The sequence below is a fragment of the Bradyrhizobium diazoefficiens genome, assembly GCF_016616235.1.
Classification (GTDB): domain Bacteria; phylum Pseudomonadota; class Alphaproteobacteria; order Rhizobiales; family Xanthobacteraceae; genus Bradyrhizobium; species Bradyrhizobium diazoefficiens_H.
Genome location: NZ_CP067100.1, coordinates 4,759,324 through 4,785,888, shown reverse-complemented (window position 1 = coordinate 4,785,888; position 26,565 = coordinate 4,759,324). Strand labels below are relative to the sequence as shown.

The 26,565-nt window shown below is 64.7% G+C and carries 33 protein-coding genes; 29 read left to right on the top strand and 4 right to left on the bottom strand.

The annotated features are described in order from the left end of the window. Positions 1 to 29 precede the first annotated feature (29 nt). The 8 genes from JJB99_RS22900 (at position 30) to JJB99_RS22865 (ending at position 3,030) form a co-directional block, all read left to right on the top strand. Positions 30 to 803: a ferredoxin--NADP reductase gene (locus JJB99_RS22900; protein ID WP_011086612.1), complete on the top strand. Its 774-nt coding sequence runs from the start codon at positions 30 to 32 to the stop codon at positions 801 to 803. A gap of 106 nt (positions 804 to 909) precedes the next feature. Then, on the top strand, positions 910 to 1,236 hold the full coding sequence (locus JJB99_RS22895) for a hypothetical protein (RefSeq protein ID WP_200494567.1): 327 nt from the start codon (positions 910 to 912) through the stop codon (positions 1,234 to 1,236). A 95-nt stretch (positions 1,237 to 1,331) separates the two neighbouring features. Then, a complete protein-coding gene (locus tag JJB99_RS22890) occupies positions 1,332 to 1,778 on the top strand; it encodes a DUF2267 domain-containing protein (RefSeq protein WP_200494566.1) in 447 nt (148 codons plus the stop codon). Positions 1,779 to 1,842: 64 nt separating this feature from the next. Continuing rightward, positions 1,843 to 2,028: a hypothetical protein gene (locus JJB99_RS22885; RefSeq protein ID WP_200494565.1), complete on the top strand. Its 186-nt coding sequence runs from the start codon at positions 1,843 to 1,845 to the stop codon at positions 2,026 to 2,028. Between the two features lie 31 nt (positions 2,029 to 2,059). Next, entirely contained in the window at positions 2,060 to 2,260 is a 201-nt protein-coding gene (locus tag JJB99_RS22880; protein ID WP_200494564.1) for a hypothetical protein, read from the top strand. Between the two features lie 2 nt (positions 2,261 to 2,262). Continuing rightward, complete coding sequence (locus JJB99_RS22875) at positions 2,263 to 2,496, top strand: hypothetical protein (RefSeq protein WP_200494563.1); 234 nt, start codon at positions 2,263 to 2,265, stop codon at positions 2,494 to 2,496. Between the two features lie 30 nt (positions 2,497 to 2,526). Further along, on the top strand, positions 2,527 to 2,763 hold the full coding sequence (locus JJB99_RS22870) for a hypothetical protein (RefSeq protein WP_246774945.1): 237 nt from the start codon (positions 2,527 to 2,529) through the stop codon (positions 2,761 to 2,763). Positions 2,764 to 2,796: 33 nt separating this feature from the next. Beyond that, a complete protein-coding gene (locus tag JJB99_RS22865) occupies positions 2,797 to 3,030 on the top strand; it encodes a hypothetical protein (RefSeq protein ID WP_200494561.1) in 234 nt (77 codons plus the stop codon). Positions 3,031 to 3,090: 60 nt separating this feature from the next. On the opposite strand, the gene JJB99_RS22860 is transcribed toward JJB99_RS22865, so the two are convergent. Next, complete coding sequence (locus tag JJB99_RS22860) at positions 3,091 to 4,341, bottom strand: DUF763 domain-containing protein (RefSeq protein ID WP_200494560.1); 1,251 nt, start codon at positions 4,339 to 4,341, stop codon at positions 3,091 to 3,093. Positions 4,342 to 4,469: 128 nt separating this feature from the next. Here JJB99_RS22860 and JJB99_RS22855 point away from each other — a divergent pair, with 128 nt between their 5' ends. Continuing rightward, entirely contained in the window at positions 4,470 to 5,615 is a 1,146-nt protein-coding gene (locus tag JJB99_RS22855) for a mechanosensitive ion channel family protein (protein WP_200494559.1), read from the top strand. Between the two features lie 100 nt (positions 5,616 to 5,715). On the opposite strand, the gene JJB99_RS22850 is transcribed toward JJB99_RS22855, so the two are convergent. Next, positions 5,716 to 6,693, bottom strand: a complete 978-nt coding sequence (locus tag JJB99_RS22850; protein WP_200494558.1) for a tripartite tricarboxylate transporter substrate binding protein — start codon at positions 6,691 to 6,693, stop codon at positions 5,716 to 5,718. A 111-nt stretch (positions 6,694 to 6,804) separates the two neighbouring features. On the opposite strand from JJB99_RS22850, the gene JJB99_RS22845 reads away from it, so the two are divergent. Genes JJB99_RS22845 through JJB99_RS22815 form a run of 7 tightly spaced genes read left to right on the top strand, consistent with a single transcriptional unit; the run spans position 6,805 to position 12,968 of the window. After that, positions 6,805 to 7,515, top strand: a complete 711-nt coding sequence (locus JJB99_RS22845) for a TetR/AcrR family transcriptional regulator (protein ID WP_200494557.1) — start codon at positions 6,805 to 6,807, stop codon at positions 7,513 to 7,515. Positions 7,516 to 7,544: 29 nt separating this feature from the next. Further along, the gene (locus tag JJB99_RS22840; protein WP_200500255.1) at positions 7,545 to 8,429 is read left to right on the top strand and encodes an amidohydrolase family protein; all 885 of its coding nucleotides are present in this window, start codon (positions 7,545 to 7,547) and stop codon (positions 8,427 to 8,429) included. After that, positions 8,426 to 9,727, top strand: coding sequence for a C4-dicarboxylate transporter DctA (dctA, locus tag JJB99_RS22835; protein WP_200494556.1), 1,302 nt, complete (start codon positions 8,426 to 8,428; stop codon positions 9,725 to 9,727). Before JJB99_RS22840 ends, dctA begins: the two co-directional genes overlap by 4 nt. A gap of 42 nt (positions 9,728 to 9,769) precedes the next feature. Continuing rightward, positions 9,770 to 10,483: a PIG-L deacetylase family protein gene (locus JJB99_RS22830; protein ID WP_011086622.1), complete on the top strand. Its 714-nt coding sequence runs from the start codon at positions 9,770 to 9,772 to the stop codon at positions 10,481 to 10,483. Continuing rightward, complete coding sequence (locus tag JJB99_RS22825; protein WP_200494555.1) at positions 10,480 to 11,163, top strand: 4-carboxy-4-hydroxy-2-oxoadipate aldolase/oxaloacetate decarboxylase; 684 nt, start codon at positions 10,480 to 10,482, stop codon at positions 11,161 to 11,163. Before JJB99_RS22830 ends, JJB99_RS22825 begins: the two co-directional genes overlap by 4 nt. Positions 11,164 to 11,184: 21 nt before the next feature. Further along, positions 11,185 to 12,054 (top strand): ABC transporter substrate-binding protein, encoded by an 870-nt coding sequence (locus tag JJB99_RS22820; protein ID WP_200494554.1) that lies wholly within the window; start codon positions 11,185 to 11,187, stop codon positions 12,052 to 12,054. After that, positions 12,054 to 12,968 (top strand): DUF1932 domain-containing protein, encoded by a 915-nt coding sequence (locus tag JJB99_RS22815; RefSeq protein ID WP_433995726.1) that lies wholly within the window; start codon positions 12,054 to 12,056, stop codon positions 12,966 to 12,968. Before JJB99_RS22820 ends, JJB99_RS22815 begins: the two co-directional genes overlap by 1 nt. A 14-nt stretch (positions 12,969 to 12,982) precedes the next feature. Here JJB99_RS22815 and JJB99_RS22810 read toward each other — a convergent pair whose 3' ends face one another. Continuing rightward, positions 12,983 to 13,300, bottom strand: coding sequence for a hypothetical protein (locus JJB99_RS22810; RefSeq protein WP_200500253.1), 318 nt, complete (start codon positions 13,298 to 13,300; stop codon positions 12,983 to 12,985). Between the two features lie 192 nt (positions 13,301 to 13,492). Next, on the bottom strand, positions 13,493 to 14,734 hold the full coding sequence (locus JJB99_RS22805; RefSeq protein WP_200494553.1) for an amidohydrolase family protein: 1,242 nt from the start codon (positions 14,732 to 14,734) through the stop codon (positions 13,493 to 13,495). Positions 14,735 to 14,895: 161 nt separating this feature from the next. Between JJB99_RS22805 and JJB99_RS22800 the strand changes: the two genes are divergently transcribed. The 13 genes from JJB99_RS22800 (at position 14,896) to JJB99_RS22740 (ending at position 26,340) form a co-directional block, all read left to right on the top strand. Continuing rightward, complete coding sequence (locus JJB99_RS22800; RefSeq protein WP_200494552.1) at positions 14,896 to 15,312, top strand: nuclear transport factor 2 family protein; 417 nt, start codon at positions 14,896 to 14,898, stop codon at positions 15,310 to 15,312. Between the two features lie 132 nt (positions 15,313 to 15,444). Continuing rightward, on the top strand, positions 15,445 to 16,353 hold the full coding sequence (locus tag JJB99_RS22795) for an amino acid ABC transporter substrate-binding protein (protein WP_200494551.1): 909 nt from the start codon (positions 15,445 to 15,447) through the stop codon (positions 16,351 to 16,353). Positions 16,354 to 16,492: 139 nt separating this feature from the next. After that, positions 16,493 to 16,978, top strand: a complete 486-nt coding sequence (locus JJB99_RS22790; protein ID WP_200494550.1) for a MarR family winged helix-turn-helix transcriptional regulator — start codon at positions 16,493 to 16,495, stop codon at positions 16,976 to 16,978. A gap of 2 nt (positions 16,979 to 16,980) precedes the next feature. Beyond that, positions 16,981 to 19,032: an FUSC family protein gene (locus tag JJB99_RS22785; protein ID WP_200494549.1), complete on the top strand. Its 2,052-nt coding sequence runs from the start codon at positions 16,981 to 16,983 to the stop codon at positions 19,030 to 19,032. Next, positions 19,029 to 19,235: a DUF1656 domain-containing protein gene (locus JJB99_RS22780; protein ID WP_200494548.1), complete on the top strand. Its 207-nt coding sequence runs from the start codon at positions 19,029 to 19,031 to the stop codon at positions 19,233 to 19,235. Before JJB99_RS22785 ends, JJB99_RS22780 begins: the two co-directional genes overlap by 4 nt. Next, entirely contained in the window at positions 19,232 to 20,098 is an 867-nt protein-coding gene (locus JJB99_RS22775; protein ID WP_200494547.1) for an efflux RND transporter periplasmic adaptor subunit, read from the top strand. Before JJB99_RS22780 ends, JJB99_RS22775 begins: the two co-directional genes overlap by 4 nt. Positions 20,099 to 20,334: 236 nt before the next feature. Beyond that, entirely contained in the window at positions 20,335 to 22,173 is a 1,839-nt protein-coding gene (locus JJB99_RS22770) for a flavin-containing monooxygenase (protein WP_200494546.1), read from the top strand. A 5-nt stretch (positions 22,174 to 22,178) separates the two neighbouring features. Next, the gene (locus tag JJB99_RS22765) at positions 22,179 to 22,979 is read left to right on the top strand and encodes a shikimate dehydrogenase family protein (RefSeq protein ID WP_200500252.1); all 801 of its coding nucleotides are present in this window, start codon (positions 22,179 to 22,181) and stop codon (positions 22,977 to 22,979) included. A 125-nt stretch (positions 22,980 to 23,104) separates the two neighbouring features. Beyond that, a complete protein-coding gene (locus JJB99_RS22760; protein ID WP_200494545.1) occupies positions 23,105 to 23,923 on the top strand; it encodes a lytic murein transglycosylase in 819 nt (272 codons plus the stop codon). A gap of 169 nt (positions 23,924 to 24,092) precedes the next feature. Next, positions 24,093 to 24,314 (top strand): hypothetical protein, encoded by a 222-nt coding sequence (locus tag JJB99_RS22755; RefSeq protein WP_007592399.1) that lies wholly within the window; start codon positions 24,093 to 24,095, stop codon positions 24,312 to 24,314. Between the two features lie 12 nt (positions 24,315 to 24,326). Then, on the top strand, positions 24,327 to 24,749 hold the full coding sequence (locus tag JJB99_RS22750) for a hypothetical protein (RefSeq protein WP_200494544.1): 423 nt from the start codon (positions 24,327 to 24,329) through the stop codon (positions 24,747 to 24,749). Positions 24,750 to 25,263: 514 nt separating this feature from the next. Next, positions 25,264 to 25,725 carry a MaoC family dehydratase gene (locus tag JJB99_RS22745; RefSeq protein ID WP_200494543.1) on the top strand — a complete coding sequence of 154 codons (462 nt, stop codon included), beginning with the start codon at positions 25,264 to 25,266 and terminating at the stop codon, positions 25,723 to 25,725. A 102-nt stretch (positions 25,726 to 25,827) separates the two neighbouring features. Beyond that, positions 25,828 to 26,340, top strand: a complete 513-nt coding sequence (locus tag JJB99_RS22740) for a hypothetical protein (RefSeq protein ID WP_200494542.1) — start codon at positions 25,828 to 25,830, stop codon at positions 26,338 to 26,340. The last annotated feature ends 225 nt before the right edge of the window (positions 26,341 to 26,565 follow it).

The following is a 26,565-nucleotide window of genomic DNA, read 5'->3' as shown; positions in this document are numbered from 1 at the left end:
ACCGCAAATGACGCGACAGGGAAGGTGAGATGAGCAATTTCAATCAGGAAAGCGTTCTGAGCGTCCACCACTGGACCGACACGCTATTCTCCTTCAAGACCACCCGCAGCCCGACTTTCCGCTTCCGCAATGGCGAATTCACCATGATCGGGCTCAAGGTCGGCGAAAAGCCCCTGCTGCGGGCCTACAGCGTCGCCAGCGCCAATTACGAGGACACGCTGGAGTTCTTCTCGATCAAGGTGCCGGACGGACCGCTGACCTCGCGCCTTCAGCATCTCAAGGAAGGCGACGAGATCATCGTCAGCCGCAAGGCCACTGGCACGCTGGTGATCGACAACCTCGAAGAAGGCCGCAACCTCTATCTGATCGGCACCGGCACGGGCCTTGCGCCGTTCCTGAGCGTGATCAAGGACCCCGAGACCTATGAGCGCTTCGAGAAGGTCGTGCTGCTGCACGGCTGCCGTCACGTCAAGGAGCTCGCCTATGGCGAGATGATTACCGAGCATCTGCCGAAGGACGAGCTGCTCGGCGAGTACATCCAGAGCCAGCTCATCTACTACCCGACCGTGACCCGCGATCCCTTCCGCAACCGCGGCCGCATCACCGACCTCATCACCTCAGGCAAGCTGTTCAGCGATATCGGCCTGCCGGCGCTGGAAGCGGCCCACGACCGCGTCATGATCTGCGGCAGCCCGGCGCTGGTGGCGGACACCCGCGTGCTGCTGGGCGAACGCGGCTTCATCGAGGGAAATCACGGCGAGCCGGCCCAGTTCGTGGTCGAAAAGGCCTTTGCCGAGCGCTGATCCGGAATTTCCTGCCCAATAACACCGCATTTTCGCCACCGCGTGAGCGTTGCGGCGCCGATTCGGCGCGCGATACTATGCGGGTGCGAATCAGCGGAGTTCCCACATGGTTGCGGACAGCGACAGCAACATCGCCTGGCACCGGGTCCAGTTGAAGAAGAACCGCGCCGAGTTGAAGGCGCTCGAGACCGCGCGCTTCACGATGGGTGAGATCGCGTCCTCGAAGCGGAACGGCCAGACCCAGAAGGCGATCGCGGAACTCAAGCGCAAGATCACGCAGTCCGAGCGCGTGATCGCCGACCACGACAAGCGCACCCGCCGTCCGCTTGGCACCGATCTGCAAAGCCTCAGCAATGGCAGCTGGAGCCATTGGGACGCCTATACCAGTCAGCAGCAGCGCAAGACCGGTCAGCGCTCGCCGGGGCGCGGATAGTCAGGCCCACGGCTGTTCAGTTGGGAACGGCTCGCGCCGCCGCCTGTTGTCAGCGATCCCGGATTCGAATCCTGGATTTGGCAATGGAGGTTCGCATGAGTGCCAGCGCCATTCCCGTCTTCAATAGCACACTCCAGACAACGCACATCTGGTTGAACGAAATCGGCGAAGAGACCGGTTTCGACGATCAGCTATCATGGCACGTGCTGGCTGCGGTGTTGCGCGCGGTTCGCGATCGTCTGCCGATCGAACTTGCGGCGCATCTCGGATCGCAGCTGCCGCTCTTGGTTCGCGGCACCTATTATGAGCAGTTCCGTCCGTCCGAACTGCCGAAGCGCGTGCGTTCACTCGATGAGTTTCTGGAGATGGTCGAGCAGGAACTCAGGTACACGCGGTCGGTGGACGCGAAGGCGGCGCTGCGTTCGGTATTCCACGTTCTCTCGCGCCATCTCACGTCCGGTCAAGCGGCCAATGTGAGGGACGCCTTGCCGGCGGAAGTGCGTGCGATGTGGGACGATCCGGCGCCCGCCGGTCGGGCGTGAAACAATCTCCGGAAGGCCGGCGTTGACCAAGTCACGAGCTCAACGCTGTGCAGGAGATGAGATCATGACCGGCAAGATGCCTCCAGTTCCACCGGACAACCAGAGTCACAAGGGAACCGGTGATAACAAGCAGACGCCTGCGGACCAGGCGCCGCATGGGCGGCAGCACGCGCAGAATCCCGATCAGCAGGGCCAGCAGGGCAACATCAAGCAGAACACGACAAATCAGGGTTACCAGCAAGACCGGTGAAGCGAGGCCGGTCGAAGGAGGACGACAGCTCATGTCGACATCCACCAAGACACCGAACACGATTCGCCAGGGCGGCCCGGGCGCCGCGCATGAAAACGCCAAGGCGCCGCTCGAGATCAAGAAGCCGCCGCCCGAGAGTCCGCAGCGCAAGCACAGCAAGATCTCCGGTGGCGGAGGCGAGCACGATATCCATCACACCCATGACCCGGCGGGAAAGGCCGGAGGAGAGTGACGATGAGCAACAAGCAGCCGAAGCTCTACACGCGCACCAACAAGGATCTCCGCGAGAACCCGCTGATCGGCGGATCCAAGGGTGCGACCATGGCCGGGGCATCGCCCGACGATATCGAGGATGCGCTCGGTGAGAACACGATCGAGGGTGACCGCGAGAATGACGTGACTTTCGCAGGCGGCATCGACAAGGATGTCGCACATAGCGGATCGCCCCGCAGAGGCCGGAGGCCATAGATGCAAGGCAGAAAAACCCATGAACAACAAATGCGCATCCTGGAGCGCAAGCCCGATGTTCCGGACGCGCGGGAGCTGGATCGGGCGTTAGACCGCAACGTCGAGGACAACGCGGTTCACCGTGCGCAGCCCGAAGCTCGGCACAGCGAATACCCGGTAAGTCGTGGCGGCCTCAATCAGGAGAGCGACCACAACAAGCACAACGATCCCGGCCAGAGCGGCCACAAGCCGCCGAAGCCGATGCCGGCACAACAGAAGAAGCACTAGATTTTCGGAAGATCACTGCAAGAGGAGACACCCATGCCAGCTGGACACGGCAGCAAGACGCATTTCAGGTCGGGCATGCATGGCAAGAGCGATGGCACCGGCGCCATGGCCGACATTCCCAAGGACAAGATCGGCGACAACATGGTGCTGTCCAACCGCGACAAGAAGCAGCATTCCGATATCCGCGGCATGGACAGCAAGTCGATCCAGACCGAGCAATACCAGGATCATTCCGCCAACCGGCTCGGAAGCGACGACGAAGACTGAGACCTGAGAAAATCGAACTTCGGTCGCGTCCTCCCCGACCGACTCCCTGCGGACCGGCCCTCAGCCGGTCCGATTTTTTGTAGCGACGAGATCGCGTTCCCAACCGAACACGGAGCGGCCGTCGAGATCGGGCGAGACTCCACGCTCGCCGGCGATGTAGGCCTCGACCGACGGCCCCCGCGCGCTGCGTTCGAGCCGCCGCGCCTGGTCGTCGAGCCGCTTGATCGCGTGCATCTCTTCGTCGCGTCCGAGCTTGGCGTTCTGGATCGCGCCCTTGAGCACGCGAATCGTCTCGTCATAGACCTTGATCGGAACGGGGTAGGGATGCCGGTCCTTGCCGCCATGGGCCAGCGAGAAGCGCGCCGGATCCCTGAAACGATAGGGCGCGCCGTGGACGACCTCGGCGACCATTGCCAGCGAGCGCACGGTGCGCGCGCCGACGCCGGGCGTCAGCAGCAGCTCCGGGAAATCGACCGGGCCACGCTCGGCCGCGGCGGCCAGCGTGCCATGCAGGCGACGTGCGAACACGTCCTTGGGCCTGACATCGTGATGTACCGGCATGACGAGATGCGGCAGCATCGCCTGCGCGGGTTCGGGCGTCGTTCCGGTGAGCCGCTGGAATTCGGTGAGGATGCGGTCCGGGCCGAGATCGCTCAGCAGCTCGAGCTGCGCGGTGCGCGAGACATCGGCGCGGTGGTCGGTGAGGTTGACGATCTCGCCTTGCTGGGGGCCGTCGATCGCGCTGTGTGGCGCATCTACAAAGCTCTTCAGTGCTTCCGAATGCCAGTGATAGCGGCGCGCCTGGCGCTTGTCGCCGTTCATGCCCTGCTGCACCACCGTCCATTTGCCGTCGGCGGTGACGAAGAAGCCGTGGAGATAGAGATCGAAGCCGTCCTGCACGGCGGCGCTGTCCACCTTTGCCACGAGGCGGCTGGCGCGGGTGAGTTTCGCGCCGTCGAAGCCGACGCGGTTGCCGAGCTGCAAGAGCTCATCGGGTGTCTTGCGCGAATGCTGGCCGCGGCCGCCGCAGACATAGATGCCGAGCTCGTCCTGGAGCGGGCCGAGCCCGCGCTTCAGCGCGCCGATCACGGAGGTCGTGATGCCGGAGGAATGCCAGTCCATGCCCATCACGGCACCGAACGACTGGAACCAGAATGGATGTGAGAGACGCTGGAGGAACGCATCGCGTCCGTAATGATGCACGATTGCCTGCGTGACGATCGCGCCCAGCGAGGCCATGCGGGTTGCGAGCCAGGGCGGAACCCGGCCGGTGTGCAGGGGAAGGTCGGCGCTGCCGGTACGTCGAGTCATGCGTGCTTCACACTAGCGCAGTTTGGCAACCGTTGCATCAATGGGATGCTGCGTTGCACCAGATGTGGGAGCGAAGCCGGCCTGAAGGCGTTGAGCGGGTTGACGCGATCGCAACGGCAGGGACAGCAATGAACTGGCAGGCTCTCATGGCCGACATCGACAAGATGTTCGGCTGGATACCGTCATGGTTTATCGGCCTCGGCCTCGTTGCCGGCGCAATGCTGCTCGCCCTGTTTGTCTACCGGGTCGCCGTGTGGCTGCTCTGTCGCGCCTTCGGAACCCGCCTGCCTCTCATAGCCGTATTCATCGACCGGACCTCCGGTCCGGCTCAGCTGGCGCTGTGTCTTGCCGCGGTCGCGCTGGTGCTGCCGCTTGCGCCGCTCGACGATACGATCCGAACGCCGCTGATGCGGCTGTTCGTCGTCGCCTTCATCGCACTGATCGGCTGGATCTCGATCCGGATCGTCGACATGAGCTCGGCGCGGTACTTGCAGAATTTCCGCGACGTCACCGAGAATTTCATCGCACGCAAGCACGTCACCCAGGTCCGCGTCTTCAAGCGCGTCACCGATACCATCATCGTCATCATCACCGTCTCCGCCGCGCTGATGACGTTCGATTCTGTGAGGCAATACGGCGTCAGCCTGTTCGCCTCTGCCGGCGCCGCCGGTATCATCGTCGGTCTTGCCGCGCGGCCGCTGCTCAGCAACCTGATCGCCGGCATGCAGATCGCCATCACGCAGCCGATCCGGATCGAGGATGCCGTGATCATCGAGAACGAGTGGGGCTGGGTCGAGGATATCGCCTCGACCTATGTGGTAATCCGGCTGTGGGACTGGCGAAGGATGGTGGTGCCGCTGTCCTACTTCATCGAAAAGCCGTTCCAGAACTGGACGCGCGACACCGCATCCCTGATCGGCGTGATCGGACTGCACGTCGACTATCGCGCCGACGTGCCGCGCATCCGCCGCTGGCTGGAGCAGGCGGTGAAGGAGTCGAAGCTATGGGACGGCGCGGTGGTCAATCTCCAGGTGATCGATGCGGATTCGCGCACCATCGAGCTTCGCGCGCTGGTCAGCGCCAGGAACGCGCCGCAATCCTGGGACCTGCGCTGTGAGATGAGGGAGAAGCTGATCGCGTTCATTCGCGACGAGATGCCGGAAGCGCTGCCACGCGAGCGCGCGATCCTGATCCCCTCGGGGGGAGACGATGACGCCCAGTTCTTGCGGCGTCCGGCCGCACCGGAAAAGATGCGGGCGAACGCCCACAATTGACCGGCGTGCGTCTTCCTTACCGAGCCTTGGGTCGCGCCGCGCCGCCGCGAGCAGGGCGGTGCGCGCAAGGCGCACAGAAGCAGTCCTCATGTTAAAGACCTCACTGCGCGCGGATGTCGGCGGCCTTCAGCACCGGCTCCCACTTGCTCGCCTCGGCGTGCATGTAGGCATCGAAATCCTTGGCGGAGGAGCCGACCGGGGCCGCGCCGATTTTGCCGAGCGTCGACAGCACGTTGGCATCCTGCAGCGCCGCTTTCAGATCGGTCTCGAGCTTTGCGACGATTTCCGGCGGCATCTTTGCAGGGCCAAGCACGCCCCACCACACCGAGACGTCGTAGCCGGGGATGCCTGATTCGGCGATGGTCGGAACGTCAGGCAGCGCCTTGGAGCGCTCGGCCGAGGTGACCGCGAGCGCGCGCACCGGGCCGCCTTCGAGCTGGCCGATCGCTTCGGCGAGCGGATTGATGCTGAGCGGAATCTCGCCGGCGATCACCGCCGTCAGCGCCGGCGCGCCGCCTTTGTAGGGGATGGCGACGATCTTGGTGCCGGACATGTATTTCAGGAGCTCACCGGCGAGATGCGCCGAGGTGCCGTTGCCAGACATGCCGTAGGAGAGCTTGTCCGGCTCCTTCTTCGCAGCAGTGAGGAGATCGCCGAGCGTCTTGTAAGGGCTGTCCTTGGCCACCACGATCGCGAGCGGCGAAGAGGCGACTTCGGTGATCGCGGTAAAATCCTTAAACGTGTCATAGGGCACGCTCGGATAGATGAACTGGTTGAGCGGATGGCCGCTCGCGACCAGGATCAGCGTGTAGCCGTCGGGCGCGGCCTGCGTCAGCGCCTGCGAGGCGACAATGCCGCCGGCGCCGGGCCGATTGTCGATCACCGGCTGCTGGCCCCAGGTCTTCGCCAGTGCCTGGGCGAGCGTGCGCGCGAGCACGTCGACCGCGCCGCCGGCGGCATAGGGCACGAGGATATGCACCGGCTTGCTCGGATAGTTGTCCGCGGCCCGCGCGGCGTTCGCAGCCAGCAGCAGACCGGCGCCCAGCATCACGCCGGCGATCTTCTTGCTCAAACCCATTCCCAGCACTCCTAGAGGGCGTTTGCGCGCGCGGCGGTCTCGAAGCCGTCCGGACGCCGCCCACGGTTTTTGTTGACGAGACCTGATCTTTTGTACGATAGTACAAATCACATGGTACGCAAGCCCACCAGCAAGGAAACGGCCCGCAAGCCGAACATGCGCGAGGCGATTCTCGCCGCGGCGGAAGAGCTGTTCGCCACCAACGGCTTCAATGCCGTCTCGGTGCGCGACATCGCGCAGGCCGCAGGGGCCAACCCCGGCAGCGTGACCTACCATTTCAAGACCAAGGACGGCCTGCTGCTGGAAATCTACCGGCGTCATTGCGGGCCGATGAATCTGCGCCGTTCCGAGCTGCTCGCCGCGGCGAAGCGCGTGCGCGATCTCCAGGACCGGTTGGAGGCGATCGTGCGGGCCTATGTGGTGCCGGCCTTTACGTCGGGCAGCGATCTCGCCGGCGGCGGCGCGCGTTTCACGCGGCTGCGCGCCGTGATGTCGGCCGAAGGCAACGAAGTCGCGCGAAAAATCATCGCGCAGACCTTTGACGACACCAGCCACGCTTTCATCGATGCGATCCACGACAGCCTGCCGCACATTCCGCGCACCGATATCGTCTGGCGCAGCCACTTCCTGCTCGGCGCACTCTATTATTCGCTGGTCACGCCGGACCGCGTCTCGCGCCTGTCGCGCGGCGAGGCTGACGGCAGCGATCCGGCCAACGCGATCGAGCAATTGGTGCAGGCCACGGTCGCCGCGTTCCAGGCGCCGGCGCTCGATCAGGCCGCACCAGCGCGGCGGCGGACTCTCGCAAGCAGCAAGACTTGAAGTAAACGTCCGGTTCGGCGGTTCGCTTGATGACGACAATGTACACGCCCACCATTCCGCCGCCCGATCCGAACACGCGCACGCCGAAGTTCAAGCTGCCGAAGCTGTCCTGCGACTCGCATTGCCACATCTTCGGGCCCGGTGCGAGATATCCTTACGCGCCTGACCGCTCCTACACGCCGCCGGATGCGCCGCTGGAGGATTTCCGTGTGCTGCACGCCAAGCTCGGCGTCGAGCGGGCCGTCATCGTCAATGCCAGCGTGCACGGCACCGACAATACGGTGGCGCTCGATGCGATTGCGCAGAGCAACGGCGCTTATCGTGCGGTTGCCAATATCGACGACACCATTACCGAGCGCGGGCTTCGTGTGCTGCACGAAGGCGGCTTCCGCGGCTGCCGCTTCAATTTCGTCCGTCATCTCGGCGGCGTTCCTGACAAGAGGATATTCAACCGCGTCATCGCGATGGTCGCGCCGCTCGGCTGGCACATCGATTTGCATTTCGATGCGATCGACTTGCCCGAATATGCCGGCATGCTGGCCGAGCTGCCGCTGAGCTACACGATCGACCACATGGGACGGGTGAAGGCGTCCGAAGGGCTCGACCAGTTGCCCTTCAAGATCCTGATCGAGCTGATGCAGCGTGACGAAAAATGCTGGGTCAAGATCTGCGGCTCGGAGCGGGTGTCCTCCGCCGGTCCGCCCTTCACCGATGCCGTGCCGTTCGCGCGAAAAATCGTCGAGACCGCGCCCGACCGCGTCATCTGGGGCACCGACTGGCCGCATCCGAACGTCAAGGTGATGCCGAATGACGGCGACCTCGTCGATCTGATTCCGCTGTTTGCACCCGAGCCGGAGTTCCAGCAGAAGATTCTCGTCGACAATCCCGCGCGCCTGTTCGGGTTCGCTCCATGACCGCAATGGCGATCGACAAGCCGCGGGGGCGCGCCTGGTGGAAGGAGCTCTGGATCCAGGTGCTCATCGCCATGGCGGCCGGCATCACGCTTGGGATCGTCAGCCCCGAGGCGGGCGCCAGGATGCAGCCGCTCGGCGATGCCTTCATCAAGGCGATCCGGATGTTGATCGCGCCGATCATCTTCTGCACCGTCGTGCACGGCATCGCGCACATGGCCGACATGGCGCGGGTCGGGCGCGTCGCGGTCAAGGCGATCATCTATTTCGAGATCATGACCACGATCGCGCTGATCATCGGTCTCGTCGCGGTCAACCTGCTAAAACCCGGCGTCGGCATGAACATCGATCCCGCCAGCATCAATGCCAGCGCGGTCGAGCCTTATGTCAAGCAGACCAGCGTCATCGGCTTCGTGCCGTTCCTGATGAACATCGTACCGGCCACGTTCATCGGCGCCTTTGCGGAAGGAAACATCCTCCAGGTGCTCTTTATTTCCGTGCTGTGCGGTTTTGCGCTGGTGCAGCTCGGCGAACGCGCCGCGCCACTGGTTAGCCTGATCGACATCGCCGCCAAGATGGTGTTCGCGGTTGTCGGCTTCGTGATGTGGGCGGCGCCGATCGGCGCGTTCGGCGCCATCGCGTTCACGGTCGGCAAGTTCGGCGTCGGCTCGCTGGCCTCGCTCGGCAAGCTGCTGGGCGGCTTCTATCTCACTTGCGTGGTCTTCATTGTCATTGCGCTCGGTCCCGTCGCGCGGCTGTGCGGCTTCTCGCTGCTCAAGCTGATCCGCTACATCTGGGAAGAGCTGCTGATCTGCATCGCCACGACATCGTCGGAGACGGTGTTGCCGCGGATGCTGACCAAGCTGGAGAAGGCGGGCTGCGAGAAGAGCGTGGTCGGGCTCGTGATCCCGACCGGCTATTCCTTCAATCTCGACGGCACCTGTCTTTACCTCGCTGCCGCCTCGGTGTTCCTGGCGCAAGCGACCAACACGCCGCTCCGCCTCGCCGAGCAGATCGAGCTCTTGCTGATCCTGCTCGTGACCTCCAAGGGCGCGGCGGGGATCGCGGGCGCGGCCTTCGTCGTGCTGGCGGCGACGTTGTCTGCCACCGGCAGCATCCCGGTGACGAGCGTCGCGCTGGTGCTGGGTATCCATCGCCTGATGTCGCAGGGGCTGACGCCGACCAATCTGATCGGGAACGCGGTTGCGACCATCGCGATTGCGAAATGGGAGGGCGCGCTCGACGGCGACCGCTTGAAGCGCGTGCTCGACGGCGAGGACCAAGCGGCCGCCGCGGCCTGATGAACTTTTGACGCTTGCGAACGAAAGAAGGGAGTTAGTCCCATGAAAACAGGTCTTGTCGTCACCGCCCATCCCGGCGATTTCGTCTGGCGCGCCGGCGGCGCCATCGCGCTGCATGCGAAGAAGGGCTATCGCATGAAGATCGTCTGCATGTCCTTCGGAGAGCGCGGCGAGAGCCAGTTCGCCTGGAAGGAGAAGGGCGCGACGCTGGAATCGGTCAAGGCCGGCCGCAAAGACGAGGCGGAGCGGGCGGCAAAGCTGCTCGGGGCCGAGATCGAGTTCTTCGATTGCGGCGACTATCCGCTGAAGCTCACCGAAGCGCATTTCGACCGCATGGTCGACATCTACCGCGAGCTCAATCCGAGCTTCGTGCTGACGCATGCGCTGGAGGACCCCTATAATTTCGACCATCCGAACGCGGCGCATTTCGCCCAGGAGACCCGGGTGGTCGCGCAGGCGATGGGCCACAAGCCCGGCGCGCAGTACAAATATTCGGCGCCGCCGGTGTTCCTGTTCGAGCCGCACCAGCCGGAGCAGTGCAACTACAAGCCGGACCTGCTGCTCAAGATCGACGAGGTCTGGAAGGAGAAGTATGAGGCGTTCCAGATCCTCGCCGCGCAAAAGCATCTCTGGGGCTATTACGAGCGCGTCGCGCTCAACCGCGGCATCCAGGGCAGCCGCAACACCGGCGTGCCCATGACCTATGGCGAGGCCTATCAGCGCCTGTTCCCGACCGTTGCGGAGGAGTTGGCATGAAACCCGTCGTCGTTCGCAACATCAGGCGTGCCGATCCCGCCGGCATGGCGGAATACGGCGTCTCGACCGTGCACGAGGCCTATGGCCGCATCGGCCTGATGAAGCCTTATCTGCGGCCCGTCTGGGCCGGCGCGTCGATTGCCGGTCCGGCCGTGACCGTGCTGGCGCAGCCCGGCGACAATTGGATGATCCATGTCGCGGTCGAGCAGTGCAGGAAGGGCGACATTCTCGTCGTCGGCTGCACCACCGACAATACTGACGGCATGTTCGGCGAGCTGCTCGCGACCTCGCTGCAGGCACGCGGCGTGCAGGGGTTGATCATCGATGCCGGCTGCCGCGACGTCAAAGCGCTGCACGAGATGAATTTTCCGGTGTGGTCGCGCGCGGTCTCGGCCAAGGGCACGGTCAAGGCGACACTCGGCTCGGTCAACGTCCCCGTGGTCTGCGCCGGCGTCAGCGTCGACCCCGGGGACATCGTCGTCGCCGATGACGACGGCGTCGTTGTGGTGCCGAAGCGCTATGCCGCGGAGGTCGCGGAGAAGGCGAAGAAGCGCAACGCGGACGAAGGCGGCAAGCGGACGCGGCTTGCTTCGGGCGAGCTCGGGCTCGACATGTACGGCATGCGCGAGGCGCTGGCGAAGGCCGGGCTGGTCTATGTCGACAATCCCGAGGATGTTTAAGGCGAACGGCGGAGCGGGCGGATGGATCGTCTCAAGCTGAAGGCCGTGCTCGGCAGTCATCCCCATGTCCAGGCGGTCAAGAGCGGTGCGCTCCGCTCCGGCCTGTTCGACCTCGACTTCATCGAGTACACGCCGACCAATACGGCGTTCAAGCCGATGGTGCGCGAGCAGGCCTTTGACGTGTGCGAGATGGCGATCGTCACCTACCTGATGGCGAAGGCCCACGGCAAGCCGCTGGTGCTGCTGCCGGCGACCATGATGGGCCGTTTCCAGCATTCCTATGCGCTCTACAATCCCGCGCATGGGACCCTCAAGCCGTCCGATCTGGAAGGCAAGCGCGTCGGCATCCGCTCCTTCACGACGACGACGGGGGCCTGGATCAGGGGCATCCTCGCCAACGATTACGGCGTCAATCTCGACAAAATCAAATGGGTGACGTTCGAGGATCCCCATGTCGCCGAATATGTCGACACCACCGAGCGTGCGCCGAAGGACAAGAAGGTCCTGCAGATGCTGCTTGACGGCGAGCTCGACGCCGTCCTTGGTGAGACGTCGAACGATCCCAAGCTGAAGCCGCTCTTCCCCGATCCTGCCGCGGAAGCGGCCAAATGGTATGCGCGCCGTGGCGTCGTGCCGGTCAATCATCTCGTGGTCGTGACCGAGACGCTCGCGAAAGCGCGCCCCGACGTGGTCGCGGGCGTCTATGATCTGCTCAAGCGGAACAAGGAGCAGATGGGGGCTCCGGCTACGCCCGACCTCGTGCCGTTCGGGATCGAGGCTAACAGAAAACCGTTGGAGCTGATCGTCGACTACGCCTTCCAGCAGGCGCTGATCCCGCGCCGCTATGCGGTCGAGGAGCTGTTCGACGCGACGACACGAGGACTGAACTGATGGCGGATCCGAAGCGGTGGCAGATTGGGCTCGTTGGCTATGGCGAGGTCGGCCGGATCCTGGCCGAGGATCTGCGCCAGCAGGACATCAAGGTCTCAGCCTATGACATCAAGCTCGGAGGCGATCAGCACGGTGCACTGACGCAGCATGCGGCGAAGTTCGGCGTGACGCTTGCTGCATCTCACGCCGAGCTGACCGCGAAATCCGATTTCATCATCTCTGCCGTCACGGCAAGCCAGGCCGTTCCGGTTGCGCAAGCCTGCGCGGCCGCGACCAACCAGGGCACCTGGTTCCTCGATTTCAATTCGGCCTCTCCCGGTGCCAAACAGCGCGCCGCGGCGCTGATCGACGGCGCGGCCGGACGTTACGTCGAGGGCGCGGTGATGACCTCGGTGCCGCCGTACCGCATCAAGGTGCCGCTGCTGCTCGGCGGTCCCGGCGCGAGGGAGCTGGAGCCGCTGCTGAATGCGATCGGCTTTGCGGCGAAGGTCGCGAGCGACAAGCTCGGCGTCGCTTCGGCAGTTAAAATGTGCCGCAGCATCATGATCAAGGGCCTCGAGGCCATGGTCATCGAGAGCTTCACCACCGCGCGTGCTTATGGCGTCGAGGATGCGGTGCTGGCTTCGCTGGCGGAAACCTTTCCCGCGATCGATTGGGAGAAGCAGGGCGCCTATTTCTTCCAGCGCGTGATCGAGCACGGCCGCCGCCGCGCCGAGGAGGTGCGGGAGGTTGCCGAGACCGTGCGTGAGGCGGGCCTGACGCCGTGGTCCGCGCAGGGCACGGCCGAGCGTCAGGCCTGGGTGGCCGACCTTGCCGATGAAGGCCTGTTCGGCGCAAAGGGAACGAAGGAATTCGCCCGCAGCGCCGATTGGCGCACCGAGGCGGACCGCATCCTCGCAAAGATCAAGCGCTGACGCTCAGCGCGCGGTCAGCTCAGGATATTGCCGCCGTCGCCACAGCCGGAAATTTCGTCGCGCGCTTGCTCGATCATGTCGATCAGGCTCTTGGCTTTCCGGACGACAGCCGTGGTGCGCGCGGTGCGGAACTCGGCGAGGATCATGCGGATGCACTTGTCGGCGGTATCGAGCGTCCACAGGGCGCGCGCCCTGTCGTCCTGGGTGCGGACCGCCGCGAGATCGAGGCCGGACAGCACCTCACCGATGCCGCTCAATCGCTTGACGGCGGTTTCGGCGGGCGTGCTGGCCCGCATGGAATGGTAATCTGTGCTGCTGAATACGCTGAACATGGTCATGCTTCCGTACTGGACTCGGACCGTCAGTAGGCTTCCTAGTATGGTCCCGGCGGCCCGTTGCGCAATGCGCGCAGCTACGGTCCGGGATTCTACCGGGTGAGGGATTGCAGCCAGGATCGGGTGGCAGCGTTGCGATCAGGGGACGCGTCCCCCGACAATCCTACCGCTGGCGCCCGCGACGGCCGTTCAGGGCCCGGGGCGGAACAAGGTGGGCGGCTGCCGCTCGAACGTCTGCCGGCCGCTCTTGAACCCCATCACGATGTCCGGCAGCTCCGCGACGGCGAAGCGGCTGTCCTTGACGTCGAGCACGATGAGATCGGCGGGATTGCCGACCTTGAGGCCGTAATCGCCAAGGTTCATCAGCCGCGCCGGCAGCTCGGTGACGAGATCGAGGCAGGTATCGAAATCGCCGACCGAGGTGTGCGCGACGTTCGCATAGAAGTTTGCCATCCGCAGCAGCGAGGCATCGCCAAACGGCGTAAAGGGATTGAGCACGTTGTTGGTCGCGACCGAACACAGCACGCCATCGCCGACGAGCTTGTGGGCCAGCGTCAGCCCGCGCGGCGCATTGTGGGTGGCTTCGCGGCCCATGAGATAAAGATCGGTCGCGGGCAGTACGGTGACGGCGACGCCGGCACTTGCCAATTGCGCAGTGGCCGCCTTCAGCTGTTCCGGCGGCAATGCCGAGAGTTTGGTTGCATGCCCGATCGCGACGCGGCCCTGATAGTTGCGCCGTTCGGTCTGCCGGCAGACCTCGTCGAGATGCCACCAGGACGGATCGAGGTCGAAGTCGAGATGGAGGTCGACGTCGACGTCGAATTCCTGCGCGAGGTTGAAGACGCGTTCGAGATGGGCGTTCGGGTCGGTGTCCGTATAGGGACAGCCGCCGACGACCTCACCGCCTGCGCGCAGCGCCTGGATCAGTAACTCCTCGGCTCCGGGATCGTTGGTCAGGCCTTCCTGCGGAAACACGCAGACCGAAAGATCGATCGCCCAGGCATAATCACGCTTCAGCGCCTTCACCGCTTCAAAGCCGCGCAAGCCGATGCGCGGGTCGATCTCGACATGCGTGCGCATGCGCGTCGTGCCGTGCACGATGGCGCGTTCGAGTACCTTGGCGCCGCGCGCGTAGACGTCCTCGACGGTAAAATCCGTCTTCATCCCGGCCACGGCACGAATGGCCTCGGAGACGCTGCCGTGGCCGTGCCCGCAGCGGCCGAGCAGGCAGGCCTTGTCGAGATGGATGTGGCTATCGACGAAGCCGGGCAAGGCGAGACGTCCGGCGACATCGACCTCGAGCGCCTCGCAAGCGAGTTGCGGTTCGATCGCGGCGATGCGGCCGCCCTTCACGCCGATGTCGACGGGCGTTGAGGATGTCCGCAACAACGCGTTACGGAAGACCAGGTCGAAAGCGGGCTGAGTGATCATGGCGTCGGATTCGGGTGCAGAGTAGCGGAAGCTGCGCAAGCCGACAGCTCCAGATTCTGTGCAACTCTGCCATCAAATTGTTCAAAAATGTGCATGCAGTCCAGCGCGCGAATTGTAGAATATGACGCCCAGAGAACCAAGAACCCGCCAAGAGAACCACGATGTCCGCCCCCGTCAAAGCCAACCTCCCAATGACCGATGCCGAGATCGTCGAAGCCTATCTCACGGCGTCGATGATCCCGGATCCCGATGCGGCTGCGGCCTACATGAAGCCGGGCGCGGTGATCACCTTTACCGGCGGGCGCGAGTTCGATCACCCGCGCGGGCCGGCCGCCTTCAATGCCGGGCGCTATCGCTGGGTCAAGAAGAAGATGGACCGCTTCGATGTCTGCCCCGGCGCGGAGGAGACCATCGTCTACAGCGTCGGCACGCTCTATGGCGAGTGGACGGACGGCACGCCGTTCGAGGGCAACCGCTATGTCGACCGCTTCGTCGTCAGGGGCGGGCAGATCGTGAAGATGGACGTCTGGAACGACAGCGCCGAGCGCATCCTGGTTCAGCGCGGGATCGAGGCGTAATCCCTCGGCCAGGATATGTACAAAACGCAATGGCTGATAGACGCAGCCTCGTCTGGCGACTGACGCGTGCCTGGGCTATCACTCCCGCGATCGCGTCTCGCCACGAGTCGACGACCCCTTGAGGAGCCCCCGATGCGTCTTCCCACCGTTGTCCTGGCCCTGACATGCCTTGCCGGCGCAGCTTCAGCCGAAGAGCTCACGGGCACGCTCCAGAAGATCAAGGAGACCAGGAAGATCACCCTGGGCTACCAGGAGGCCTCGGTCCCGTTCAGCTATCTCGATGGCAACCAGAAGCCGGTCGGCTTTGCCATGGACATCTGCCTCAAGATCGTCGACGCCGTGAAGAAGCAGCTCGCCATGCCCGACATCGCTGTCGAGTATCTCGCCGTGACCTCGTCGAACCGCATTCCGCTGATGGTGAACGGCACGCTCGATCTGCATTGTTCGGCGACCACCAACAATGCTGACCGCCAGAAGCAGGTCGCCTTCACCAACACGCATTTCCTCAGCGCGACGCGGTTCGCGGCCAAGAAGGCCGCGGGGATCAACACCATCGACGATCTCAAGGGCAAGGCGGTCACGGCGGTGGCGGGATCGGTCAACCTGAACCAGCTCGCCAAGGTCAATACCGAGCGCAATCTCGGCATCAAGATCATGCCGGCCGTGGATCAGGCGGAAGCCTTCCTGCTGCTCGAGACCGACCGCGCGCAGGCCTACGCGCTCGATGACATCCAGCTCGCGGTCGCCATTGCGCGCTCCAAGGAGCCGGGCCTGTTCATGATCAGTGAGGAGACGTTCTCCAAGCCCGAGCCCTACGGCATCATGCTGCGGCGGGAGGACGCGCCGTTCAAGGGGCTGGCCGATCGCGCAACCGCTGAGCTTTACGCGAGCCCGGAGATCGAGGTTCTCTACAAAAAGTGGCTGCAATCGCCGACGCCGCCGAATGGCCTCAACTATAACGTTCCGATGTCGGCAGCCTTGCGCAACGCCTTCAAGAAGCCGAGTTCGAGCGCCGATCCTGACGTCTACGTGGTGAATTGAGGCGAGGGCTCTGGTGCGCCGCGTGTCGCCGGCCGGCCTGCGGCGTTCGACAACTCCACGGGAGCCGCCACGACGGGTCGCCGTTTCGTGATCCGCACCATGATTGCGAGCTAATAGATAGTCTCCTATCTAAACCGGCGTGACTCCCGCGCAGGCACATATCCATGCAGAGATCGGCCGTCTGATCGCGCGTCTCGGCCGGATCTGGCGGCGCGAGTCGGATTCTGCGCTGTCCGAGCACGGCCTGTCCTATGCGACCGCGATCCCGCTGCTGGTGCTGTCGCGCCAGGGCGAGCATGTCCGCCAGGGCGTGCTGGCGGACGAGCTCGGCATCGAGGGACCGTCGCTGGTGCGCCTGATCGATCTGCTTCAGGCCGAGGGTCTGGTCGAACGCCGGGAAGATCCGTCCGACCGCCGTGCCAAAACGCTCCATCTGACGAAAGCGGGCGCGGCCAAGGTCGAGGAGACCAACCGGGTGCTGCGCCGGGTGCGGGCGAGGCTGCTGCGGGATATCGAGCCCGAGGAACTTGCGACCACTTTCGAGACTCTTCAGCGCATCGAGCAGCGCGCCAGTCGTCTGCAGGATCTCAAGACTAACATCAAGCCTGGCCCAGAGGCGAAATAGCCATGCGCGCGGATGAGCCGTTCCTGGTCCGTCATGCGGACTTCATTTTTGCTCTGAAGACGTTCGCCGCGTCGATGCTGGCGCTCGTCATCGCGCTGGCGATCGACTTGCCGCGGCCCTATTGGGCGATGGCGACGGTCTACATCACCTCGCAGCCGCTGGCGGGCGCGACCAGCTCGAAGGCGTTCTTTCGCGTGATGGGCACGCTGGTGGGTGCGACCATGACGGTGGCGCTGGTCCCGAACCTGATCGACGCGCCCGAGCTGCTGTGCCTCGCGATCGCACTCTGGGTCGGGCTCTGCCTCTATCTGTCGCTGCTTGACGGTACACCGCGCAGCTACGTCTTCATGCTGGCCGGATACACGGTCGCGCTGATCGGCTTTCCGTCAGTGTCCGAGCCGGGCGCGATCTTCGACACCGCCGTGGCGCGTGTCGAAGAGATTTCTCTCGGCATCGTCTGCGCCAGCCTCGTCTCGACCATCGTCTTCCCGCGCAGCGTCGCGCCGGCCGTTGCCCATCGGGTCGACACCTGGCTGTCGGATGCGCAGCGCCTGAGCCAGGTGGTGCTGCTGCGTCAGGGAACGAGCGAAACACGCCGCGGCAAGCGTCTCAAGCTCGCGACCGACATCGTCGAGATCGACACGCTCTCCACCCATCTTGCCTATGACCGGCTGACCGATCGCAATGCCGTGACCGGTCTGGGTGAAATCCGGCTGCGCATGCTGATGCTGCTGCCGGTGATCGCCTCCCTGGAGGATCGACTGGCTGCGCTGGGCGAGGAGACGTTGCGGCGTCAGCCGGAACTGAAGCGCCTGCTGGAGGACCTCGCGCAATGGATCACGAGCGACGTCGGCGCACGGCAGCCGGCCGAGCGCATGCGGGCCATGATCGCGGAGCGGCAGGCGGTGCTCGATGACAGCGCCTCCTGGGAGCGGATCATCACCACCAGTCTGTTGTTGCGGCTGCGCGAGCTGGTCGACCTCTCGGGCGACTGCCGCACGTTGACCGCGGCCATCGCCGACGGCCGCAACGTTTCGACGCTCGATATGGCCTTCCATTCCGAGGCGGGCGCCGCGCCCGTGCGCCACAGGGACCGCGGCCTTGCGCTATGGTCGGCGGCCGGCGCGGCCGCGGCGATCCTGATCTGCTGCGCCTTCTGGATCGGCACCGGCTGGCCGGACGGCGCATCGGCGCCGATGATGGCGGCGGTCGCTTGCTCGTTCTTTGCCGCGCAGGACGAACCGGCGCGCTTCATCCGCAGCTTTGGATTGTGGTCGCTGGTCGCCATCGTCGTCGTCGCAATCTATCTGTTCGCGCTGGTCCCGGCGATTTCCCATCTCGAAGTCCTGATCGTCGCGCTGGCGCCGACATTCCTGCTCTATGGTTTCCTGATCGGTCGTCCCGCCACGGCGGGTACCGGCATGGCGCTCGCGGCGAACACGGCAACCTTGCTCGCCATCCAATCGACCTACAGCGCCGACTTTGCATCCTACGCCAACTCCGCCGTCGCCTTCTTCGTCGGCGTCGTCATTGCCGAACTCGTGACGCGGATCGCGCGCGGCGTCGGCGCGGAGTGGATTGCCAATCGCCTGGTGCTATCGAGCTGGAAGACGATCGCGCTCGCTGCCGAACGGCGGGGGAAGGGTGACCGCGCGCAGTTCGCCGGCCTGATGCTGCACCGGCTTGGATTGCTGGTGCAGCGTATCGCCTTCCTCTCCGAAAGCGATCGCCGCGACGCCGACAGCCTGGTCCAGCTCCGCATCGGGATCAACATCATCGATCTGCGCCGGGCCCGCTACGGCCTCGCGATATCGACCATTTGCGTGATCGACGACATGCTCGATCAGCTTGCCACGGCTTGCCGGACCCATGCGGGCGGCGGGATGCCGACCGAGCTGCTGGCGAGCGTCGACCGGGCACTCGCCCAGGCGGTGAAAGATCCCAACGAGAAAGCGCGCGAGGATGCCCTGGTGGGCCTTGTCGGCATTCGCCGTGGCCTGTTCCCGGACGCGGCGGCCTACCGGCCGCGCGCAGGTGAGAGTGTTGCAGCATGAGATATGTGATCGATATCTACGGCGTGCTGGTGCCGGCGCTGCTGCTGTGGATCATCCTCGCCTACGCGCTGAGTGCCGTGCAGCGCCGCCTCATGCAGCGTTTCGACCTGTACCGGCTGGTCTGGCACCGCGCGCTGTTCGATTTTGCGATTTTCATCTGCCTTCTCGGCGGCGTCGTCTATCTCTCGGAGTATCTCTCATGAAAGGAAATCTTGCCTGGCTTGGCCGCCTCGCGCTGACCCTCGTCGTCGTCGCCGCCGCGCTCGCCGTCGGCCGCGAGCTCTGGGTCTACTACATGGAGTCGCCCTGGACCCGCGACGGCCGCGTCCGTGCCGACGTGGTGCAGGTCGCGCCCGACGTCTCCGGCTTCGTGACCGAGGTGCTGGTCAAGGACAACCAGAAGGTCCGCCGCGGTGACGTGCTGTTCCGGATCGATCGTGAGCGCTTCGCGCTGGCGCTGCGGCAGGCCGATGCGTCGGTCGCTGGCCATCAGGCGACGCTCGACCAGGCCAATGCCGATCTGAAGCGCTACAACGCGCTGACCACCGATGCGGTCTCGCAGCAGAAGCAGGAGCAGGTGCTGGCGACCCAGCTCCAGGCCAAGGCGGCGTTCGACCAGGCCGTCGCCGACCGCGCGGTGGCTCAGCTCAATCTCGATCGCAGCGAGGTCCACGCCTCAGTCAATGGCGTCATTACCAACATGGACTTGCGCCCCGGCGCTTATGTCACGGCGGGGAAGGGCGTGATGGCGTTGGTCGACACCGACACGCTGCACGTCGAAGGCTATTTCGAGGAGACCAAACTCGCGCGTATCCGCATCGGTGACAAGGTGCAGGTCCGCCTGATGGGCGAGAAGACCACCCTGACCGGCCACGTCGAAAGCATCGCCGCCGGCATCGAGGACCGCGACCGCGCCGAAGGCGCGAGCCTGCTCGCCAACGTCAACCCCACCTTCAGCTGGGTTCGCCTGGCCCAGCGCGTGCCGGTGCGCATCGCGCTGGATCCGGTGCCGGATGCGCTGTCGCTGGTTGCCGGCCGCTCGGCGACAGTCGAGGTTTTGAACTAAGGCTGCGCATGATTGCGTTCTCTCTCCGTGTGGGAGAGGGCAGCTCCGCTCGTTGACAGAAGCTCACTTGGTTGGTGACGTCCCGGTAGATCGCTCCCGAATCGACCAAAAGAAAAGGACCGCGCGCGGAACGGCGCGCGCGATTGAAAAACACGGGATGCGATTGCGTGCGTCGCTTTTTCAGGGCTAAGTGATGCGCGCTGCCGGTGAAGCAGCCGCCGCCCTGGAGGAGATCGATGTCAGCGGAAAGACACAAGATCGGTGCAGAAGGCGAGTCTAACATCGACATCGACATCGCATCGCTCCGTGCGCGCTATCGCGACGAGCGCGACCGCCGGCTGCGCAGCGAAGGCAAGGCGCAATATGTCGAAGTGACCGGCGGCCTCGGCCGTTACCTCGACGACCCCTGGGCCGATCCTGGATTTGCGCGTGCGCCCGTCAGCGAACAGACCGAGGTGCTCATCGTCGGCGGCGGCTTCGGCGGTCTGCTCTGCGGCGCGCGCCTGCGCGAAGCCGGCATCGATGATTTTCGTATGGTGGAAAAGGCGGCCGATTTCGGCGGCACCTGGTACTGGAATCGCTATCCGGGAGCTGCCTGCGACACCGAGAGCTACATCTATCTGCCGCTCTTGGAAGAGACCGGCTACATGCCGGTGCGCAAATATGCCCGCGCGCCCGAGATCTACGAGCACTCGCGCCGCATCGGCCGGCACTTCTCGCTTTATGAACGCGCGCTGTTTCAGACCGTGATCTCGCGGATGGAATGGCAGGAGAAGGAGGCATGCTGGTTGGTCGAGACCGATCGCGGCGACCGCATCCGCGCGCGCTTCGTCATTCTCGCCGGCGGGCCGCTGAGCCGTCCGAAGCTGCCGGGCATTGCCGGCATCGAGACCTTCAAGGGCCACAGCTTCCACACCAGCCGCTGGGACTACGCCTACACCGGCGGCACCGCCGAAGGCGGGCTCACCGGCCTTTCTGACAAGCGCGTCGGCATCATCGGCACCGGCGCCACAGCCGTGCAATGCGTGCCGCATCTCGGCCGCGCGGCAAAGGAGCTCTACGTCTTCCAGCGCACGCCCTCGGCGATCGGCGTGCGCGACGACCGGCCGACGGACCAGGCCTGGGCGCAGGGCCTCAAGCCCGGCTGGCAGCGCGAGCGCATGGACAATTTCACCGCGGTCATCTCCGGCGAGCCGTTCGAGCGCGATCTGGTGCAGGACGGCTGGACCGGCCTGCTCGGCGAAATTTTGCTGGCGCCGCGCCGCCAGAAGCAGCCGGTGACCTCGATGGAGGAGGCGTTGAAGGTCATCGAGCAGGCCGACTATCGCAAGATGGAGGAGATCCGCGCCCGCGTCGATGCGATCGTGAAGGATGAGGCGACGGCCTCGGCGCTAAAACCCTGGTACAAGGCCTTCTGCAAGCGGCCGTGCTTCCATGACGAATATCTCGACACGTTCAATCGTCCCAACGTGCATCTGGTCGACACCAACGGGCAGGGCGTCGAGCGCATCACCGAGAATGCCGTCGTGGCTGGCGGCAAGGCCTACGAGCTCGACTGCTTGATCTATGCCAGCGGCTTCGAGGTCGGCACCGACTATGCGCGCCGCATAGGCTTTGAGGTCTACGGCCGGGGCGGCATGAGCCTGTCCGAGCGCTGGCGCGACGGCGTCAAGACGCTGCACGGCTTCTACAGCCGCGGTTTTCCGAACTGTTTCCTGATCGTCACGGTGCAGGCTGGCCAGAGCGCCAACTTCCCGCACATCATCGACGAGCAGTCGCAGCACATCGCCTATGTCATCGGCGAAGCGCGCAAGCGCAAGACGCGCACGCTGGAGCCGACGCTCGCGGCCGAAAACGCCTGGGTCGAGGAGGTCGTCAAGGCCGCGCTCGGCCGCCAGACTTATCTCGCCGAATGCACGCCCGGCTATTACAACAACGAGGGCGTGTTCGATCCGATCGCGGCGAGAAACAGTCAATATTGGCGGGGGCCGGTGGCGTTCCTGCGGCTGCTCGCCAAGTGGCGCAAGGAGGGCAATCTGGACGGGCTGGAATTGACCTCCGAGGTCCCGGCTTGAGCGGCATGATCCCGGCCCCGACGGGCGCCACGCGGCTCTACGTCATCGTCGGCGATCCCATCGCGCAGGTGCGCTCGCCCGCCGGCGTGAGCGCCGCCTTCGCCGCCCGCGGCCACGACGGCATCCTGATGCCCGTTCAGGTCACCCCGCGCGATCTGCCCGATTTCCTCTCGATCGCAACGCGGCTGAAGAATCTCGACGGCATCGTGGTGACCATCCCGCACAAATTCGCCTGCTACCAGGCCTGTGCGAGCGCGACCGAGCGCGCGCAGTTCCTGCGCACGGTCAACCTGATGCGCCGGCGCGCCGATGGTTCATGGCATGGCGACATGGTGGACGGCCTCGGCTTCGTCGGTGCGGCGCGGGCAAGGGGGATCGAGCCGAAGGGGATGCGCGCGCTGCTCGTCGGCGCCGGCGGCGCGGGATCGGCGATCGCGCTGGCGCTGGTCGAGGCCGGCGTGCGCGAGCTTGCCATTCACGATCGCGCGGCGGAGCGCCGTGACGCCCTGATCGGCCGGCTCAATGCGCTCGGCAAGGCGCCGGTGCGGGTCGGCACGAGCGATCCCGCGGGTTTCGATTTTGTCGCCAATGCGACACCGGCGGGGATGAAAGAGGGCGATCCGCTGCCGGTCGATGTCGCGCGGCTCGCGCCGCATTCCTATTGCGGCTGCGTCATCACCAAGCCTGAAATCCCGCCGTTCATCGCGGCGGCCCGCGAGGCGGGCTGCGTGACCGGGACCGGCACCGACATGTACGAGCAGCATCAGGGCATCATGGTGGACTTCCTGCTCCATCGCGGCGTCTAGGACCGGCCCGTTCACCCCGGTGTCAAGGCATCCATTGCGCCGCGTGGGGCTTGAGCGATCCGGGCCGACGTAGGATCATGCCCCCGCGCGAGCCGGTCGCGCGCGTTTGGGAGAGAGGAACGAGAATGACCAAGGGCAGGACCGTTGCGACGGCCATGATCGGCGCGGCTGCGCTGCTTCTCTCTCTGGCGCCGGCCGCCAAAGCCGCACAATGCGGCAGCTCGCCCGCGGGATTTGAGGCCTGGAAGCGCGAGTTCAGCGCGGAGGCGCAAGGCAAGGGCATCGGCCAGACCGCGATCGCGGCGCTGATGCAGGCCAATTATGCCAGCGCCACCATCGCGGCCGACCGTGGCCAGCGCAGCTTTTCGCTGTCGCTCGACCAGTTCCTCGCCAAGCGCGGCGCCACCACCATCGTCGTCAGGGGCCGGCAGCTGAAGCAGTCGCAGGCGGCCTTGTTCGCCTCGATCCAGCAGCGCTATGGCGTCCCGCCGGGGCCCTTGATCGCGATCTGGGGCATGGAGACCGGCTTCGGCAGCCAGCGCGGCAACCAGAACATGCTGTCGTCGATCGCGACCCTGGCCTATGACTGCCGCCGCCCCGAATTCTTCACTGACCAGCTCTATGCCGCGCTGAAGCTGATCGACCGCGGCACGCTGTCGGGCGCCACCCGCGGCTCCATGCATGGCGAGGTCGGGCAGACCCAGTTCATGCCCAAGAACATCCTGGCCTATGGCACCGGCAATCTCGACGTTGCCGCCAACGCGCTGGCCTCGACGGCGAATTTCCTTCGGGCCCATGGCTGGCGTGCGGGAGCCGGTTACCAGCCGGGCGAGCCGAATTTTGCCGCGATCGAGGCCTGGAATGCGGCCGGCGTCTATCAGAAGGCGATCGCCCTGATGGGACGGCAGATCGACGAGGGCGGCGGAGCGGCCGCCTCGCGCTAATCAGATTCGTGTTCTGACGCGTTTTCTTGACGCGTCCATTTGGCGCGAAAGCGCCCTTGTTCAGCAAGGCGTGATGCGCCAGCGCGAGAAAGTTGTTGCCATCAGGAACCGACGGCACGACGTTCGCTTTGATGATCAGGTTCGGGGCTGGGCATGAGGAGACTCAACGATGGCAACCCAGATCGTGATGGACCAGACTGGCGACACGCGCCACGAGTTTGATCCTGGCAATGCCGAAGCGCTGGCGCGAGCCGAACGGCGCTTTCGGGAGCTGACCGGAGCCGGTTTTACCGCCGCTCTCCGGACCGGGCCGGGCGAAGTCACCCGGATCCGATCGTTCGACCCGACCGCGCAGGAAACGTTGTTCTACCCCCGCTTGGTCGGCGGCTGATCTGAGCTGCTCATGATCGCGGCAGTTTGGCTTCGCGCGCCGGCGCGTGCGCGCCTGCATGCGCTGCGCGAACTTTATCGGCGCTTCTTCGGTGAGAACACGCCGGATGCGCGCGGACGCCGGCTTTTGGCCGAATGGTTGTCGCCGGAGCAGCGTACGCAGTTCGAGCAGCACCGGTATTTCGATGTGATCGGCTGCGATACCGGCAAGACCTATCGCATCCATTACGGCACCGCCGCCAATGTCCACGAGATCGACGGCGACGGGCACGCGATGATGGGATGGTGCTTCGTCCCCTCAGGCTTCCTGGTGCCCGGCGACGTCATGCTGGCGCAGAAAATCGCGATCGAGACAGACGAGAGGGGCGCGCTGGCACTCGCCAACCGGTTTCCGCCGGCGACGCATTCGGAGCATTTTTACCGGCGGCCGTTCTAGCGCATGATCCGGAGAAGTGTGTAGCGGTTTTCCGATAAGATCATGCTCAGTCGATAACCTAAAGCGCGATGCGATTAATCTTAATCTCATCGCGCTTTAGCGCGTTTTCAGCAAAGCGCGCGCGTGCGCCGGAAACGCGCGGCGATCCTAGTGCGTGGTGCGGTAGGCATCCAGCGCATGCGCTGCAAAGACGCCGATGCTGCAAAGGACGAGAACGCCGGAGATCAGCTCGATCATAGCTCGTCCTCCCGCAGCGGCTGGGCGACGAGGTGCTGACAGCAGGCGTAGTCGTAGATCAGCTCGATGAAGAATTGCATGGTGGCCGTCCCTGTATTTGTTTTGACAACGAGTTAAGCCGCGATCTGTTTCAGGCGTGTTTCGTCGCATCGGGAAAGGGGTTTCGCGGGGAACCCCGGGCTGGTTTGTGCGGCGCGGAGCCGCTATGTCCCGTTCTGGTCAATCCTTTCAGCCGCGCGCCGGCCGCGGGCGGTGCATCACATTGCGAGGCAAAATCATGGCGCGAGAAATCCCTGCGCAGGTCGAGTGGTTCGACGATCTCAGCGTCGGAATGCGGTTCAAATCCCCGGAGGTCGAGGTCACCGAGGCCGACATCAAGCGCTTTGCCGCCGAGTTCGATCCGCAGCCGATGCATCTCGATCACGAGGCCGCCAAGACGACCCTGTTCAAGGGCCTCGCCGCTTCTGGGTGGCATACCGCGGCGATCGCCATGAACCTTGCGATTCAGACCCGTCCCTTCGGCCCGCATCCGCTGATCGGGGCTGGCGTCGACGGTCTGCGCTGGACCATGCCGGTCCGGCCCAACGATCGCCTGCATCTGGTTGGCGAGGTCATGAGCCTGACCCCGTCGAAGTCGAAGCCGCAGGGAATCGCGCTGGTGAAATGGACCATGTTCAACCAGAACGGCGCGGAGGTTTACACCTTCACCCCGATCGCGATCGTGCCGCGGCGGGCGTAGGGCCGCTCCCGTTCAGCATCGGCCTTGGCCGGACTCGTCAGACCCTTGCGGGCCGCCGGGAGAGGTGGTCATCTCGGCGTGGGGAACACGCTGGAGGCTGACATGAAACGATTGCTTTTCGCGGCCGGAATGCTTGCGGGCATCTTGAGCGCAGCCGCCTTGAGCACAAGACCCGCGCTTGCGCAACAATCCAAGGTCGGAGACTGGACCATCGAGAAGCGCTCGCAGGACGCGCATTGCAATGCGAGCCGCGGCTACAAGGACAAGGATGACGAGAACCGCGACTACGTCATCGTCATCACCTATTCAGACAAGGCGATCGTGATCGTGATGATCTACGACGGCTGGGAATGGGACAAGGTCGGCGAGATCCTGCGGGCCGATGTCGGCACCGACGATGCCGACATCATGAAGAAGGCGAAGTGGGAGGTCATGGACAAGACCACCGTCCGCGGCATCTTCGAATACGACCAGTCGATCATGGACCGGCTCTCGAAGGCGAAGCGCCTCACGCTTGATTTCGAGGACGATGACGACGACAGCATCGAGATGCAGATCCCGCGCGCCGGCGAGGCGCTCGCCGCGCTGAAATTCTGCGAGGAGAACCGGAAGTAGCTGCCACCGGCGATGCAGGAGGAATTTGGCGGCAAGAGAGCGCGCGCCTTGTCCTTCGAGACGACCGCTCCGCGGTCTCCTCAGGATGAGTCTAAGCGGCAGCTGTGCCTGCTGAAACTGCTGCCGCGTACTCCGCCCTCATCCTGAGAGCCCGCCAAAGGCGGGCGTCTCGAAGGATGGCCGCAGGCAAGCCTTCCATATGCGATAGCCTTATCTCCCTTCGGG